17 protein-coding genes and 1 tRNA gene are annotated in these 15388 nt (G+C 68.9%); 8 read left to right on the forward strand and 10 right to left on the reverse strand.

Annotation, left to right across the window (positions count from 1 at the left end):
* Window positions 1–25: 25 nt before the first annotated feature.
* The gene (phhA, locus tag ACXJJ8_RS05110) at window positions 26–937 is read left to right on the forward strand and encodes a phenylalanine 4-monooxygenase (protein WP_499027323.1); all 912 of its coding nucleotides are present in this window, start codon (window positions 26–28) and stop codon (window positions 935–937) included.
* On the opposite strand, the gene ACXJJ8_RS05115 is transcribed toward phhA, so the two are convergent.
* The 8 genes from ACXJJ8_RS05115 to bioB form a co-directional block, all read right to left on the reverse strand.
* Window positions 934–1614, reverse strand: a complete 681-nt coding sequence (locus tag ACXJJ8_RS05115) for a helix-turn-helix transcriptional regulator (protein ID WP_499027326.1) — start codon at window positions 1612–1614, stop codon at window positions 934–936. The two genes, phhA and ACXJJ8_RS05115, sit on opposite strands and share 4 nt — an antisense overlap.
* A gap of 15 nt (window positions 1615–1629) precedes the next feature.
* Window positions 1630–2418, reverse strand: coding sequence for an NIPSNAP family protein (locus ACXJJ8_RS05120; protein WP_499027328.1), 789 nt, complete (start codon window positions 2416–2418; stop codon window positions 1630–1632).
* An 81-nt stretch (window positions 2419–2499) separates the two neighbouring features.
* Window positions 2500–3363, reverse strand: coding sequence for a hypothetical protein (locus ACXJJ8_RS05125; protein WP_499027329.1), 864 nt, complete (start codon window positions 3361–3363; stop codon window positions 2500–2502).
* 64 nt (window positions 3364–3427) lie between these two features.
* Window positions 3428–4327, reverse strand: a complete 900-nt coding sequence (gene bioC, locus ACXJJ8_RS05130) for a malonyl-ACP O-methyltransferase BioC (RefSeq protein ID WP_499027331.1) — start codon at window positions 4325–4327, stop codon at window positions 3428–3430.
* Window positions 4324–5085: a pimeloyl-ACP methyl ester esterase BioH gene (gene bioH / locus ACXJJ8_RS05135; protein ID WP_499028578.1), complete on the reverse strand. Its 762-nt coding sequence runs from the start codon at window positions 5083–5085 to the stop codon at window positions 4324–4326. The genes bioC and bioH overlap by 4 nt, the downstream gene beginning before the upstream one ends.
* A 2-nt stretch (window positions 5086–5087) precedes the next feature.
* Window positions 5088–6080: a multidrug resistance efflux transporter family protein gene (locus ACXJJ8_RS05140; RefSeq protein WP_499027333.1), complete on the reverse strand. Its 993-nt coding sequence runs from the start codon at window positions 6078–6080 to the stop codon at window positions 5088–5090.
* Entirely contained in the window at window positions 6077–7294 is a 1218-nt protein-coding gene (gene bioF, locus ACXJJ8_RS05145; protein WP_499027336.1) for an 8-amino-7-oxononanoate synthase, read from the reverse strand. The genes ACXJJ8_RS05140 and bioF overlap by 4 nt, the downstream gene beginning before the upstream one ends.
* A gap of 3 nt (window positions 7295–7297) precedes the next feature.
* Complete coding sequence (bioB, locus tag ACXJJ8_RS05150) at window positions 7298–8323, reverse strand: biotin synthase BioB (RefSeq protein WP_499027339.1); 1026 nt, start codon at window positions 8321–8323, stop codon at window positions 7298–7300.
* A 49-nt stretch (window positions 8324–8372) separates the two neighbouring features.
* Between bioB and ACXJJ8_RS05155 the strand changes: the two genes are divergently transcribed.
* Window positions 8373–9122 carry a ComF family protein gene (locus ACXJJ8_RS05155; RefSeq protein ID WP_499027340.1) on the forward strand — a complete coding sequence of 250 codons (750 nt, stop codon included), beginning with the start codon at window positions 8373–8375 and terminating at the stop codon, window positions 9120–9122.
* Between the two features lie 5 nt (window positions 9123–9127).
* Here the strand turns inward: ACXJJ8_RS05155 and ubiA are convergent, their stop codons facing one another.
* Window positions 9128–10042, reverse strand: coding sequence for a 4-hydroxybenzoate octaprenyltransferase (gene ubiA, locus ACXJJ8_RS05160; protein ID WP_499027342.1), 915 nt, complete (start codon window positions 10040–10042; stop codon window positions 9128–9130).
* Window positions 10043–10105: 63 nt separating this feature from the next.
* Between ubiA and ACXJJ8_RS05165 the strand changes: the two genes are divergently transcribed.
* From ACXJJ8_RS05165 to zapE, 4 genes are all read left to right on the forward strand, one after another.
* Window positions 10106–10182: transfer RNA gene (locus ACXJJ8_RS05165), tRNA-Arg, on the forward strand.
* A 114-nt stretch (window positions 10183–10296) separates the two neighbouring features.
* Window positions 10297–10812 (forward strand): c-type cytochrome, encoded by a 516-nt coding sequence (locus ACXJJ8_RS05170; protein WP_499027344.1) that lies wholly within the window; start codon window positions 10297–10299, stop codon window positions 10810–10812.
* Between the two features lie 109 nt (window positions 10813–10921).
* Entirely contained in the window at window positions 10922–11605 is a 684-nt protein-coding gene (locus ACXJJ8_RS05175; protein WP_499027346.1) for an alpha/beta hydrolase, read from the forward strand.
* Window positions 11602–12699, forward strand: coding sequence for a cell division protein ZapE (gene zapE / locus ACXJJ8_RS05180; protein WP_499027348.1), 1098 nt, complete (start codon window positions 11602–11604; stop codon window positions 12697–12699). The genes ACXJJ8_RS05175 and zapE overlap by 4 nt, the downstream gene beginning before the upstream one ends.
* Here the strand turns inward: zapE and ACXJJ8_RS05185 are convergent.
* A complete protein-coding gene (locus ACXJJ8_RS05185; protein WP_499027350.1) occupies window positions 12696–14036 on the reverse strand; it encodes an APC family permease in 1341 nt (446 codons plus the stop codon). The two genes, zapE and ACXJJ8_RS05185, sit on opposite strands and share 4 nt — an antisense overlap.
* A gap of 76 nt (window positions 14037–14112) precedes the next feature.
* Between ACXJJ8_RS05185 and queF the strand changes: the two genes are divergently transcribed.
* Both queF and ACXJJ8_RS05195 read left to right on the forward strand, forming a co-directional pair.
* Window positions 14113–14928 carry an NADPH-dependent 7-cyano-7-deazaguanine reductase QueF gene (gene queF, locus ACXJJ8_RS05190; RefSeq protein ID WP_499027352.1) on the forward strand — a complete coding sequence of 272 codons (816 nt, stop codon included), beginning with the start codon at window positions 14113–14115 and terminating at the stop codon, window positions 14926–14928.
* Window positions 14929–15024: 96 nt separating this feature from the next.
* A complete protein-coding gene (locus tag ACXJJ8_RS05195; protein ID WP_499027354.1) occupies window positions 15025–15357 on the forward strand; it encodes a LysM peptidoglycan-binding domain-containing protein in 333 nt (110 codons plus the stop codon).
* Window positions 15358–15388 lie beyond the last annotated feature (31 nt).

Consider the following 15388-nt stretch of genomic DNA (forward strand, 5'->3'; position numbering starts at 1 on the left):
CGCCACGCAGGGCTAGCATGGGCCCATGAATACGACTGCTTCCCCGACGGCTGCCAGCCCGAACCGCATCGAACACCAGCTCACCGACAAGGGCTACGTGCCGGTTTATACGACGGCCGTGGTTGAGCAACCGTGGTCGAGCTACACGGCGAGCGACCACGAGGTGTGGTCGACCTTGTTCGCGCGCCAGCAACAAGTGCTGGTCGGCCGCGCGAGCGACGAGTTCCTGCGCAACCAACGCGCGATGGGCATGACGCCCGACCGCATCCCGAAGTTCGACGATCTCAACGCAGTGCTGCGCAAGACGACCGGTTGGGAGCTGATCGGGGTCGAAGGCCTGCTGCCGGAACTGACCTTCTTCGAGCATCTGGCCAACCGCCGCTTTCCGGTGACCTGGTGGATCCGCAAACCCGAGCAGCTCGATTACCTCAGCGAACCCGACCTGTTCCATGACCTGTTCGGCCACGTGCCGCTGCTCATGAACCCGGTGTTCGCCGATTACATGGAAGCCTACGGGCGGGGCGGCGTGAAAGCGCATGGCATCGGGCCCGAAGCGCTGGTCAACCTCACGCGCCTGTACTGGTACACGGTGGAATTCGGGCTGATCAAGCAGGACGACGGGCTGCGCATCTACGGCAGCGGGATCGTCAGTTCGAAGGGCGAGTCGATCCACTGCCTCGAAAGCGCGGCGCCGAACCGCATCGGCTTCGATCTCGAACGCATCATGCGCACGCGCTATCGCATCGACACCTACCAGAAGACGTACTTCGTCATCGACAGCTACGAGCAGTTGATGGAAGCCACGCGCCCGGACTTCACGCCGATCTACGAGCGGCTGGCGAAGGAAGACTCGTACCCGGCGGGCGACGTGCAGCGCAGCGACGTCGTTTTCAACAAGGGCACCGGCGAAGGCTGGCTCAACGACGGCGACGTCTAGGCGCCGCCCACGCGGCGCAGATACGCTTCCAATCCGCGCGCGGCATCGTCTTCGAACACCTCGCCCGTTTCCCCGATCGCGTGGATGCGATCGGGACGGAAGCTGCGGAAGTCCGCGCGCAAGCGGCACCACGCGCCGATCGTCCAACTGCCGCCCCAGAAGGCCAGGCACAAGGGTTCGATCTCGCGCGCGCTGGTTTGGTTGTCCTGGTCGCGATAGTCCAGTCGCAAGACGTGCCGCGCTTCGATCGCCGCGTGCAGGCGATCGATCAGGCCGCTGGATTCCAGGCGCGCGACTTCCGGCGCGAAGATGCGGCTGCGTTCGCTGCGCGCGTGCAGCTCCGGCGGCAGCACCGCTTCGATCTTGAGCAACGCCGCCTTCGCCGACGCACCGAGCCGCGTGCCGCCGAATGCGCGAACGAAACGCGTGCCGACGACGAGGGCTTCGAGTTCGTCCGCGGTGAACATCAGCGGCGGAATGTCCGCGCCCTTGCGCAGCACGTATCCCACGCCGGCCTCGCCTTCGATCGGTACGCCGGAGCGCTGGAGATCGGCGACGTCGCGATACACCGTGCGCAGCGACACGCCGAGCGATTCGGCGAGCGCGTGCGCCGCCACCGCGGCGCGACGGCCGCGCAGGGCGTTGACCAGGAGGAAGAGGCGATCGGCGCGGCGCATGCGCGCATGATCGCCTCAGCGGAGGCGGGAACGCGAGGTCGGCGCCAGGCGCAGCACCTGCGGCGGTCCCAGCAGGCGTCGTGCGAGCGAGACGGCGATCGCGCGCCAACCCGCTGCGGCGACCAGGGCCTCGCGATAACGCGCATACCCCGCCTGATCCTCGAAGCGTGCGAACCACACGAAGACATGCTCGCCTTCGCGCACGGGCAGGCGCGGCCAGGTGTTGGGGGCCGATTCGGTCGCGAAGCTCGCGATCACGCGCGCACCCGCAGCCGAAACGGCGGGATGCAGGTCGGCGGCGAAGAATTCGAGGAAATCCATGTCGACCGGCGCGTCGAATGCGTAGATCGTCGCGACGATCAGCCCGCCGTGGTCCGGTGCATGCAGCACGTGCGGCATCGACACATCGAGCGCGAAACCGGACGCGGGTGCGACAGGCTTGAGCAGCAGCACGTCGTCAGAATCGATCATCGTCGCGTTGGCCGCGTCGCGATGCGCGTGCCATGCCTGGCCGGTGTAGAAATGTTCGAGGCTGGCGCGGCGCTGCACCATGTCGGAAAAACCGCGCAACCACACGAAGCGATCGGGGGCATCCAGGTCGCGGAATTGCCCGAGCACCCGGATGCCGGTGGCTTCCTGCGTATCGAGGAACTCCCGTTCGAACAGGGCGATCAGGGCATCGCGCCGGCCGGGGTGGAGCGTGTACTGGCGCAGTTCGACGATGGGCGAGCAGGTGGTCTCGATGCGCTGCGGCGCAGTCGACTCGACAACGCGTTGTTCAACGGCGGGCAGTTCGACGATCACGGCGGCGCTCCTTGCGGGAAGACCGACAGCGTGCGCCGGGGCTGCTGACAGCCTGCTGTCAGCAGGCTTTGCGCGAGCGCCTCATTCGGCCGGCGGCGGTTGCGGCCAGTCGCCCGCTTCCCCGAGCTCGCGCAGGTCGGCGGGGTCGACGCCCGTCGTGGTTTCGCCCGCACGCACGGTGACGACTTTCAACTCGTGCGAACACGGTGTGGCGTCGGTCTTTCGCGGGTCCCGGCTCTCACCGACGAACGGCGCATCGCATTCGCTGTAACCCACGCGTGTGTCGTGTTGGTCGGCCGGGATGGCGAGCACGAGGTAATCACCGCGCTGCAGGTCGAGCTTGAAGGTCCGCTGGCCACGCGCCGTCTGCGTGCAGATCGGCATGCCTTCGGCGAGTTCGAATGCACACACGCGCATCGCGCTGCCTTCGTCGCCGCCGCGCAGGACGGTGCCGCTGATCGCGCCCTTGGCGAGCGCGCCGTCGCGCATCGCGCACTCCACCGTCGTATCGCCGAGGTCCGTGCCCGGCGACAACGCGCCGCTGCCGGCGGGCATCGCATTGCGCAACGCTTCGGGTGGCGCGGGCAGGACGATGGGCGTGAGGTCTTCGTTCGGCGTTCCGATGACGAACCAGGCGATGTCGGCGCCGCCGACCTTCAGCGCGGGGAGGATCGCGCAACGGTTCGGTGCGCCGGGCGAGGATGCATCGCACGCGACGCCTTCGATCGACACCAGGGCCGCGCGCTGTTCTTCGGGAGAGCGCGCCAGGAACGCCCGATCACGGCAGGTGAGGATGTCCGCGAGCGCGGCGCGACGCGGGTCCGGCGTTTCTGCGGGCGCGCTGCGCGAAGCCTGCGGCGCGGCCGCGACCGGCGCCGGGGTCGATTCGCCCCCGCATCCTGTCAGCACCAGCGCAAGGCCCGTGATCGCCAACGTCTTCCGCATGATGTGCCTGCTCCTGAACCGCGCAACAGTAACGGCAGCTCCGTGAACGGCGCCACCGCGCGGCTCAGCGGGGGCGGCGCCGCACGGGAATCGCGGAGACGGGGACGCTGGTGACTTCGAACCCGCCTTCGCGGATCGGCGCGCCGGGCGGCGGTGCCCAGGCCATCGCCGTGATGACCTCCCACGTGGCGGGAAGGCTGCCGTCTTCCAGGCGGAAGGCGTCGTACGCCCGCGCGGCCGCGGCGAAACGCGCCCGGCCCGTCAGGGTGTGGCGCCGCGTCTGCAAGGCGTTGGTCGCGCCGATCGCACGTTGCTCGCGCATCAGCGCGGCCAGGTCTGCGTAGCGCGTGGTGTAGGCATCGCGGTCGAGCACGGGGTTCTTGAAGCCGGCATGCACCAGTGCATCGCCGAACTGCGCGATGGTGGCGAACGGCGAGACATGCGGCGTGGCGTCGGCGTGCGAGAACGCATCGCGCAATTCCTGCAGCGTCCCCGGCCCGAAGGTGGAAACGAGCAACAGGCCGCCGGGCTTCAACACGCGACGGAATCCGGCGAATGCCGCCGGCAGGTCCTCGACCCATTGCACGCACAGATTCGAGAACAGCACATCGACGCTGCCTTCGGCGAAGGGCAGTGCCCGCACGTCGGCGTTCACGCGATCGAACGGTCGCCACCATCCGCTGCGCTTGCCTGCTTCACGCAACATCGGCAAGGCCAGATCGACCGCGACGATGCGCGCCTTCGGCCAGCGCTTGCGCATCGCGGCGCTCCCGCGACCGGGGCCGGCGCCGAGATCGAGCACGACGTTCGGCTTCGGAAGGTCGAGCTTGGGGTCGTCGAGGTAATCCAGCGATTCGAGCAGGCGCGCTTCCACTTCGTGTTGCAAGCCGGCGGCGGCGTCGTAACTGCCGGCCGAACGCGAGAACGCGCGGCGGACGTGTCGCTTGTCGAACAGACTGCTCATGCGGCCAGGAAGTCCGTGAGATGCGCGGCGACCACGTCCGCGTGCGTGAGAAAAGGCGCGTGCCCCGCGTGGTCGACGACATGGACCTGCGTCGCGCCGCCCGCGAGCGCGGCGCTGTCGCGCATGGCGCGCGCATCGACGAGCCGATCGCGACGGCCGGCGAGCCAGAGGCTGGGCGAGGACAAGCGCGGCATCGCTGCGCGCAGGTCGGCGGTCTTCAGCAGCTCCAGGCCATCGGCGAGGACGTTTGCGGCGGGCTCGCCGCGCGAGAACAAGTCGTCGCGCAGCGCGCGCACTTCCTCTTTCGCATGGTCCGAACCGAATGCTTCCAGTGCGACGAAGCGATCGAGCGTGCCGCGGTAATCACTGCGCAGCCCGGTGGCGAAATCGCGGAAGATTTCGGGCGACACGCCGTAACGCCAGTCGTCGCTGCGCACGAAATGCGCGCTGGCGCAGATCAGCGCGGCGGCGGTCGCGTCGTTCGGGCGCTCGATCGCGGCATGCAACGCGAACAGGCCGCCGAGCGACCAACCGCACCACGGCGCGGCCGGGACGTGCGCTGCGATCGCATCCACGCAGGCATCCAGTGCCAACGGGACGTCGCAATCCCGCGAACGCCCGTGGCCCGGCAAGTCGACGACGTGCAACGTGAAGCGGTCACGCAGACGCGCGACCAGCGGCGCGAACACGCCGCCATGCATCGCCCAGCCGTGCAGCAGCACCAGCGGCGGACCCTTGCCGACGACATCGACATGCAGGCTCATGCGTGCGGCTCCTCGGCCAGCACCATGGGCACCGCCCTCGGGCGCGAGACCAGCCACGCGAACAAGCCGATGCCGGCGACGACCAGGCAGGCGCCCCACAGTGCGATGCCGCGCGGCCATCGTTCGCCGAGGAACAAGGCACCAAGCACCATCGCGAACAACAATTCCGCGGCCTGCATCGCTTCGGCGGCGCCGAGCGCGGCGGGCTGGTCGCGCACCATGCCGGTCGCCTGGAAGAACAGGATCGTCGCGATGATGCCCGCGCCCAGCGCCACGCCGGCGGCGAGCCAGGCCTGCGAAAGCATCGGCGCGCCGACGTGCTGGAACGCGAATGCGGCCACCAGGATCCAGGCCGGCTGGCTCGCGAGCGTCATGCCGAAGACGCGTTGCGTGGCATTGAGGTGTTCGCCGGTGCGTTCCAGGTGCAACAGCAACAAGCGATTGCCGATCGGGTACAGCGTCGCGGAAACCAGCACGCAGGCCAGTGCGATCCACGCCGCGCGATCCAGGTGACCTTGCGCATAGCCCAATTGCAGCAGCACGACGCCCGCGAGGATGACGCCGCCGACACCGAGCGCTGCCTTCGGCACCTTGCGCCGTGCATCGCGATACAGCAGCGGCGCACACAACATCCCGGCGACCACCGTGAACTGGAAGCTGCCAGCGATCAGCCACGACGGCCCGCTCGACGCGGCATACGACAGGAACAGATAGAAGGCGACGAAGCCGACCGTGCTGCATGTCAGCCAGGCCATCGGATGCGCGCGCATCGCGCGCCACACGGGTGCGATACCGCCCTGCCACGGCATGAGCGGCAACAGCAGCGGCAGCGTGATGAGGTAACGCAGGCACGCGATCCACAGCCAATGCCCGCCGGCGCTTGCGGCCGCGCGGTTCAGCACGTAGGTCAGGGTGAAGAACAGCGCCGACAGCAACGCGACGCCGATGGCCGCGAGTGCGCGGCGCCCGTCGTGCGCGCCGTGGGTCATGCGTGGGCGGCGAGTGGTTGCGCGTCGGTTCCGAAGCCGTGGCCGATGGCATCGCGCGACCATGCGAGCGCATCGAGCAGCGCGTCGATTTCCTGCGGGGAATGCAACGTCGACAGCGTGACGCGCAAGCGCGACTTGCCGTCGGGCACCGTCGGCGGGCGGATCGCGGAGACCCAGAAACCCTGCGCTTCCAGCGCCTGCGCGAAGGCGAGCGCATGCGTTTCGTCGCCGCACAGCAAGGGCTGGATCGGCGAATGCGAGGGCAGGACTTCGAAGCCATGCTTCGCCGCGCCCGCGCGGAAGCGCGAGATCGAGGTCGCCAGTTTTTCGCGGCGCCATTGTTCGCGACGCGCGATCTTCACCGCGGCGAGCGACGCAGCGGCCTGCGCGGGCGGAAGCGCCGTGGTGTAGATGTACGGGCGCGCGGTTTCTTCCAGGTGCGCGATCAGGTCGGCGTCGCCGACCACTGCCGCGCCGTAACTGCCGAGCGCCTTGCCGAGCGTGACCAATTGCAGCGGCGCGGCATCCACGCCCAGCCGCGCGGCGGCCACCGTGCCCCGGCCTTCGGGGCCGAGCACGCCGACGCCATGCGCATCGTCGACATAGAACAGGGCGTTCTGCACGCGCGCGATGACGGCGAGGTCGCGAATCGGCGCGACATCGCCATCCATGCTGAAGACGCCGTCGGTGGCGAGCATCGCCGCGCCATCGGGCACGCTGCGCAACTGGCGCAACGCGCCTTCGGGATCCAGGTGCGGGTAGCGGCGGAGCTTGCAGCCCGAGACGCGCGCGGCGTCGATCAGGCTCGCGTGGTTGAGGCGATCCTGCACGCACAGGTCGTCGTCGCCGAGGAAGGCCTGGACGACGGCGAGGTTCGCCAGATATCCGCTGCCGAACAGCAGCGCACGGGGCATGCCCAACCAGTCGGCGAGTTCGCGTTCCAGTGCGTCGTGGGTGGCGTGGTGGCCGCAGACCAGGTGCGAGGCGACGCCGCCTGCACCGTCGCGGGCGGCCGCGTCCTGCATCGCGTTGACGACCGCGAATTGCTGCGCGAGGCCGAGATAGTCGTTGCTGCAGAAGCCGGTGAGCCAATGGCCGTCGACTTCGAAGCGGACGCCGTCGCGCCGCGTGACGCTGCGGCGAACGCGCGTACGCGCCTGCGCCTCGCGCTGGGCGCGAGCGGCGGCGACGCGTTCATGCAAGCGCGGGCGCATGGGTCAGGCGGCCTCGCCGGTAATGGCGGCATGGACGGTGGTGCTGCAGTCTGACGCCACCTCGGCCGACGCAACGTGCATGGGTCGCAGTCCGAGGCGTTCGAACAACCGCTGGTCGTGCGCGGTATCCGGGTTGCCGGTCGTCAGCAGCTTCTCGCCGTGGAAGATCGAGTTGGCGCCGGCCGCGAAGCACAGGGCCTGCAGCTCGTCGCTCATCGTCTCGCGACCGGCCGAGAGGCGGACCATCGAGCGCGGCATGAGCAGGCGGGCAACGGCGATCGTGCGGACGAATTCGAACGGATCGAGCAACGCGGTGCCGGCGAGCGGCGTGCCGGCGACTTGCACGAGGCGATTGATCGGCACCGAATCCGGGTGCGCCGGCAACGTGGCGAGCGTGTGCAGCAGGCCGGCGCGCTGTTCGCGCGACTCGCCCATGCCGACGATGCCGCCGCAACAAGTCTTCATGCCCGCGTCGCGCACGTGCGACAGCGTGTCCAGGCGATCCTGGAGTTCGCGCGTGTGGATGATCTCGCCATAGAAATCCGGCGCGGTGTCGATGTTGTGGTTGTAGTAATCCAGGCCGGCGTCGCGCAGGGCGTTGGCCTGGTCGCCGGTGAGCATGCCGAGCGTGGCGCAGGTTTCCAGGCCGAGCGCCTTCACCTCGCGGATCATCGCGGCGACCTTCGGGATGTCGCGGTCCTTCGGCGAACGCCACGCGGCGCCCATGCAGAAGCGCGATGCGCCGGCGTCGCGCGCCTGGCGGGCCTTGGCCACGACATCTTCGGTGCGCATCAGCTTCGTGGCTTCCACGCCCGTGTGGTAGCGCGCGGCCTGCGGGCAATAGCCGCAGTCTTCCGGGCAGCCGCCGGTTTTCACGGACAACAGCGTCGAGACCTGGACTTCGCTCGGATCGAAATGTTCGCGATGGACCGTGGCGGCGCGATGCAGCAATTCGGTGAAGGGCAGCGCGAAAAGCGCCAGCACCTCATCGCGGGACCAATCGTTGCGCACTTGGCTGACAGCAGGCATGGGAGTTTCCCGACAGCAATGGCGATACAGGCCGGGCAGTCTGGAAACCATGTCAGTCGCTGTCAACCAACGCCCGCTGCCCCAGGTTGACGGGCTCCGCGCCCGCCTCGGGTTCTGGCTGCGCAACGATGCCAGCCGCCTGCTCTGGCCCAGCCGATGCCTGGCCTGCCGCGCGCCCGGCATCGCGGGAATGGACCTGTGCGCCGCCTGCGAGCGCGCCTTGCCCCGGATGCCCGCCGCTTGCGTGCGGTGCGCACTGCCGCTTCCGCATGCCGGGACTTGCGGGACGTGCCGGCGGCGCATGCCGCCGCTGCAGGAGGTCCATGCGGCCTGCCTCTATGCGGCGCCCGTGGATCGGCTGCTGCCGCGCTTCAAGTTCCATGACGACCTGGCTGCGGGCCGGCTGCTCTCGCAACTGATGGCGGAGGCGTTCGCCGGGTTGCCGCCGCCCGATGCGTTGCTTGCGGTTCCGCTGCATACCGGGCGCCTGCGCTCGCGCGGCTACGACCAGGCCCTGGAGCTCGCACGGCCGCTGTCGCGTGCGTTGCGGATCCCGTTGCTCACCCACGTATTGGAGCGCACGCGTGCGACGGCACCGCAATCGGAACGCGCGGCGGCGACGCGGCGGCGCAACGTGCGGCGCGCCTTCGCGGTGCGGTCCGATGCCGCGGTTCCCGCGCATGTCGTCCTGGTCGACGACGTCATGACCACCGGCGCCACCTTGCATGCGGCCGCCGAGGCGTTGTTGCGCGCGGGTGCGCATCGCGTCGATGCGTGGGTGTGTGCGCGCGTGCCATGACGGCCTTACTGGTGCGCGGCCTGCCAATACGCGACCGCGATCCCGGCAAATACGCTCATGCCCACCCACTGGTTGTGCAGGAAGGCGCGGAAGCACGCGTCGCGTTCGCGGTGGCGCGCGATCGCGAATTCATACGCGACCAACGCGCCGGCGATGCCGAGGCCGATCCAATACGCCATGCCCAGGCCAGCCTGCCGGCCGACCAGCCACAGCGCGAACAATGTCGCTGCATACAGCACGCCTTGCGCGGCCAGGTCCATGTCGCCGAACAGGATCGCGGTCGACTTCGCACCGGCGCGCAGGTCATCGTCGCGGTCGACCATCGCGTACCAGGTGTCGTAGGCCGTGGCCCACAGGATGTTTGCGCCGTAGAGCACCCAGGCGATCGGCGGCACTTCGCCGCGGACCGCCGCGAAGGCCATCGGGATGCCCCATCCGAAGGCGAGGCCCAGGTAGACCTGCGGCAGGTAGGTATAGCGCTTGAGGTACGGATAGCTGGCGGCGAGCACGACGCCGACGGCGCTCATCCACACCGTGAGCCGATTCATCGTCAGCACGAGGGCGAAGGCGGCCAACATCAGCGCGGCGAACACGATGAGCGCTTCGCGGCCCCGCACCCGGCCCGAGGCGAGCGGTCGGTCGCGCGTGCGCTCGACCTGCGGGTCGAGCCAACGGTCGGCGTAGTCGTTGATCACGCAGCCGCCCGAGCGCGTCAACCACACGCCCAGCGTGAAGACGATCAGGGTCCACAGCGGCGGCATGCCTTCGGCGGCGACCCACAGGCCCCACCATGTCGGCCACAGCAACAACAGCCAGCCGATCGGCCGGTCGCCGCGCACCAGTTTCCAGTACTGGCGCAAGCGATCGCGCCACAGCGGCAGGGGCGGCGGGATCGGCGCGTAGTCGCGTTCGTAGCTCATGGTCCTGTCGCCTGTGTGCGAGAATGCGCGCCCCCGCGGCCCCGTGGGGTGTTCCATCGCGATGCGCCCGTAGCTCAGCCGGATAGAGTAGTGGCTTCCGAAGCCATTGGTCGGGGGTTCGAATCCCTCCGGGCGCGCCAATTTTTCGGATCGCGGAGTGCCCGGCGGCCGTGCGGCTCGCGCCCGTCGTGCCCTTCTGGAATAATCCCCCGCTCTTTGTTGGCTTTGCGCGGCAACGCGCCCCTGGACGGATCGTGCGCAACTACGACCTCGACTTCCTCAAGAAATTCTCGATGGTGCTCGGCTTCCTGGCCGCGCTCACCCTTTCCCTGATCGTGTTCGCGCATCACCTGCAGGGCACGCTGGTGCCGGAGCAGGATCCGGCGGTGGCCAAGCGCACGCTCGCCCGCATCGCGCCCGCCGGCGCGGTCTACGCCGGCCAGACCGGCGCCGCGGCACAGGCCGCGGCGGTGGCCTCCGCTGCCGCGAAGGCCGCCTCGCAGGTCGCCTACGGCGGCACGAAGGACGGCGGCACGATCTTCGGCAACCTCTGCACCGGCTGCCACACCTCCGGCGCGGGCGGCGCCCCGACGATGACGGCCGCCGGCATCGGCGCGCGCGCAGGCAAGGGCAGGGACACGCTGTACAAGCATGCGATCGAAGGCTTCACCGGCGACGCCGGCCACATGCCCCCCAAGGGCGGCAACCCGGCGCTGAGCGACGAGCAGGTCAAGGCCACGGTCGATTGGATGCTTGCGAACGTGAAATGACGCGCGCCCGGCGACCCCGGGCCAGCGCTACGAACAACGCCGCCTCCGGGCGGCGTTTTTCCTTTCCGGCTTCCCACGGCGCCAACCCACCCTGCGGCATCATTCGCGCATGAACACGCCCACGCCCCCCGGCATCGCCCCAGCCGACCACGCCTTCATGATCGACGGCCCCGCCGGCCCGATCGAAGCCGCCTGCGACGATCCCGAAGCAGGCGCGCTGCAGGTCCCCGTCATCGCCGTGCTCTGCCATCCGCTGCCCACCGAAGGCGGCACGATGCACAACAAGGTGGTGACGATGGCTGCGCGCGCGCTACGCGAATGCGGCGCGCGGACCATCCGTTTCAATTTCCGCGGCACCGGCCAGTCAGCGGGCACGTTCGACGAAGGCCAGGGCGAAGCCGACGACCTGCGCACGGTCGTTGCGTATGCGCGCGAAAAATTCCCGTCGCACGCGCTGTGGCTCGGCGGCTTCAGTTTCGGCGCGTACGTCTCGTACAAGTGCGCGCAAGAAATGCAACCGGGCCTGCTGTTGTCGATCGCACCGCCCGTGGGCCGCAGCTGGCGCTTCGACGACATCGCGCATCCCCAATGCCCGTGGATCGTGATCCAGGGCGAAGACGACGAAATCGTCGATGCGGAGGCGGTGAAGGCGTGGGTCGCGACCCTGCAACCGCAGCCCGAATTCGTCTTGATGCCAGACACCAGCCACTTCTTCCACCGCAAGCTCATGGACTTGCGCGGCGCGATCAAGTCCGCCGTGCGTCCATGGTTGCCGGATTCGACGAACGGATGAGCGCCCATCCGAATCCGTCGGCGGCTTACGCTGCCGGCGTCGCGCGCGGCGACTGGCAGGACGACGCGGCGCAACATCCTGCCTTGCACGAACTCGACCGCCTGCACGATGCGTTGCGCGCACCGGTCGGCAACGGCGGCCTGCTCTCGCGCCTGTTCGGGAACGACACGCCGGCGGCGCCGCGCGGCCTTTATCTCTGGGGCGGCGTGGGCCGCGGCAAGACGTTCCTGATCGACCTGTTCTACGACGGCCTGCCGATTCCCGACAAGCGCCGCACGCATTTCCATCGCTTCATGCGCGAAGTGCACGAAGGCCTGCGCGCGCATGCGGGCGAACGCGATCCGTTGACCGCGATCGCGAAGCAATGGCGCGAAAGCCTGCGCGTGATCGTGCTCGATGAGTTCTTCGTCAGCGACATCGGCGATGCGATGTTGCTCGCGCGCCTGCTCGAACGCCTGTTCGCCGAGGGCGTGGTGCTGGTGACCAGTTCGAACGCCGCGCCGGTCGACCTGTACAAGGATGGCCTGCAGCGTGCGCGTTTCCTGCCCGCGATCCAGTTGATCCAGGACCATTGCGTCGTCGCGTTCCTGGACAGCCCGCAGGATTACCGCCTGCGCGCGCTGACGCGTTCACCGGTCTACCGCGCGCCGCTGGATGCGCAGTCCGATGCGTGGTTGCACGAACGCTGGGAGACGCTGAGTCATGGTTGCCCACGCGAGGACGACCCCTTTATCGTCGATGGCCGCACGATCGCCGCGCGTGCGCGGGCCGAGGGCATGGGGTGGTTCGATTTCGCGGCGCTCTGCGAAGGCCCGCGCGGCACGTCGGACTACATCGAACTCGCACGCGAATGCCACACGGTGTTGCTGGGCGGCATCCCGGGATTTTCAGGGTCGAACGACGATGCCGCGCGCCGCTTCGTCAACCTGGTCGACGAGTTGTACGACCGGCACGTCAACCTGGTGTGCACCGCCGATGCATCGCCCATGGCCCTGTACTCGGGCGATCGCCTGATCGCGGCGTTCGAACGCACGGCCTCACGCCTGGTGGAGATGCAGTCGTCCGAGTACCTGGCGCAGGAACATCGCTCCTAAGCGGCGCGGCGACGGTTGAAGTGCAACCCCGCGTAGATCGCAACCAGCACGGCGAGCGCGACGCCGATCGCGGTGAGTTCCTTCGACGTCAGCGTGAACACCACCAGCACCATCGATGCGATCGCGACCAGCGGGATCACCGGCCCGCCCGGCAACACGAACGGGGTGTCGCCGCGTTCGCGCAGATCCTTGCGCTGCGCCCACCATGCCGCGACGCTCACCAGCCCGTACACCAGGCAGATCGCGCCGCCGGAAATCAGCGCGAGCGTGTCGAAACTCCCGGCGATCGCCAGGATCCATGCGGGCGTGGCGTGCGCGATCAACGCATTCATCGGCACGCGGTGGGTCGCGGTCACGCGGCCGAAGGTGCGCGGCAGGTAACCGTCGCGGCCCAGCGCATACACCAGGCGCGAGGTGCCGAGCAGGTTGCCCATCATGAAGCCGGTCATCGAGATGCAGGCGGTGATGAGCAGCGCTATGCGCGCCGGGCCCCACAGCGCGCCCGCTGTATCGGCCACCGGCACCTTGCTCGCGCCCAGCGCCGTCGTACCGAGCACGCCCTGGCCGACGATCTGCAAGCCGAGGTACAGCAGGACGACCAGCAGGATCGCGGCGACCGTCGCGCGCGGCACGTTGCGCGAGGGGTCGCGCAATTCGCCCGACGGGACGAGCGCGGTTTCCATGCCGGAGTAGGCAAACATCACCAGCGCCATCGATGCCCCGAGCGCGGTCCACGACGGCACGGCGCCGACGGAGAAACTCACCTGGCTCCAGTCGACGAACCAGATGCCGATCGCGGCGAGCAGGAACAGCGGCGTGAGCTTCAACGTCGCCAGCGCGACGATCGCGCGCGCGCCGAGCTTCACGCCGAAGGCATTGAGTGCGAACAGCGCCGCGTACACACCCGTGATCAGCAGCGCGCGCGGCACCGGGCCGGCAAGCGCGGGCACGAGGTTGGCGACTTGTTCGGACAAGGCTGCGGCGACGCCCGCGCTCGAGGTGATGTTGCTGATCCACATCAGCGCGCCTGCGATGAAACCGGCGAACTGGCCGAACGCGGCGGTGAGATAGGTATACGGCCCACCCGTCGCGGAAACGCGGCTGCCGACGGCCGCGAAACACAATGCGATCGGGATGATGGCCAGCGCGCCGGCGATCAGCGCGATGGGCGCTGCCACGCCGACCTGTGTCGAGAGTGCGGCCGGCATGCGGAAGATGCCGCCACCGATGATGACGTTGATGACCGCCGCGGTGAGCGCGAAGGTGCCGACGGCGCGGATCAGTGCGGCTTCGCCGTGGACGGCGCCGAGCGCGGGTTGCTGCGAACGCTGGTCCATCGTGGGACTCCCCGGGTGACACCCGAGCGTCGCACAGGACACGCGCCGAGCGCGAGCCCCCTCGTAGAATGGCCGCATGACGTCCCATGAATTGCCGCTCGGCCGCCCGGTCGACTATCCGCGCCACTACGATCCCGGCCTGCTGTTCCCGATTGCGCGCGCCCTGGGCCGCACCGCGTTGTCGCTGCCGTCCGAAGGCGAGCTGCCCTTCGCCGGGCAGGACCGCTGGCATGCCTACGAGCTTTCGTGGCTCGATGCACGGGGCAAGCCGATGGTACGGACCGCGACCTTCACCGTACCCGCCGATTCGCCGAACCTCGTCGAATCCAAGTCGCTGAAGCTCTACTTGAACTCCTTCAATGCAACGCGCTTCGACGGCGAGGCCGAAGTGCGCGCGCGCATCGCCGCCGACCTGGCGCAAGTGGCCGGCGCGGCGGTCGACGTGCGCTTCGGTTTGCCGCCCATGGTCGGCGACGAAGACGACGTGCTGGACCTCGACGCGCTGCAAGTCGACATCGACGATTACGGTCCGCCGAACGCGGCGTACCTGGCTTGCATGGGCGATGTCGTCGAAGCGCGCGTGCGTTCGGCGTTGCTGAAATCCAACTGCCCGGTCACGGGCCAGCCCGACTGGGCCGAAGTGCGCATCGACTATCGCGGCCCGCGCATCGAAGCCGAAGGCCTGCTGCGCTATCTCGTCAGCTTCCGCGACCACGCCGAATTCCACGAGCAGTGCGTCGAACGCATCTTCACCGACCTGGTGAAGCACTGTCGCCCGGAACAGCTCTCGGTCGAAGCGCTCTACACGCGCCGCGGCGGCCTGGACATCAATCCCTGGCGCGGCACGCCGGGCCTGTCGCCTCCCGCGGCCGTGCGCGCGCTGCGCCAGTGAGGCCGTGCGCACCGAAGTCATGAAGCGCGCTTAACGAGGGCCGTGCTTCCCTGCCTTGGTCCCCGGCCGCCCCCGTCGCCGGGGGGAGCACTGTCCATGACCAACGAAAAGAAGCCCGACTTCAGCGGCGTGCAGGGCACCGTCCGCGGGACCGAAGGCGTGGTGCCGGAAAAGCCCGACTTCAGTGGCGTCCAGGGCACCGTGCGTGGCGAAGGCCTGACGCCGCAGAACACGACCTACACCGTCCAGAAGGGCGACACGCTTTCGCACATCGCGAAGCAACACTACGGCCGCGCGAGCAAGTGGAAGGCGATCTTCGATGCCAACCGCGACCAGCTCGACGACCCCGACCGCATCCAGCCCGGCCAGATCCTCCAGATTCCGGCGATCGATGCCGACGGCGACGGCCAGCCCGACGCGCCGCGTTGAACCCCGAAAAAATCCAGCACGTCCCTGCAAG

The organism is Lysobacter sp. P5_C4 (genome assembly GCF_054049695.1).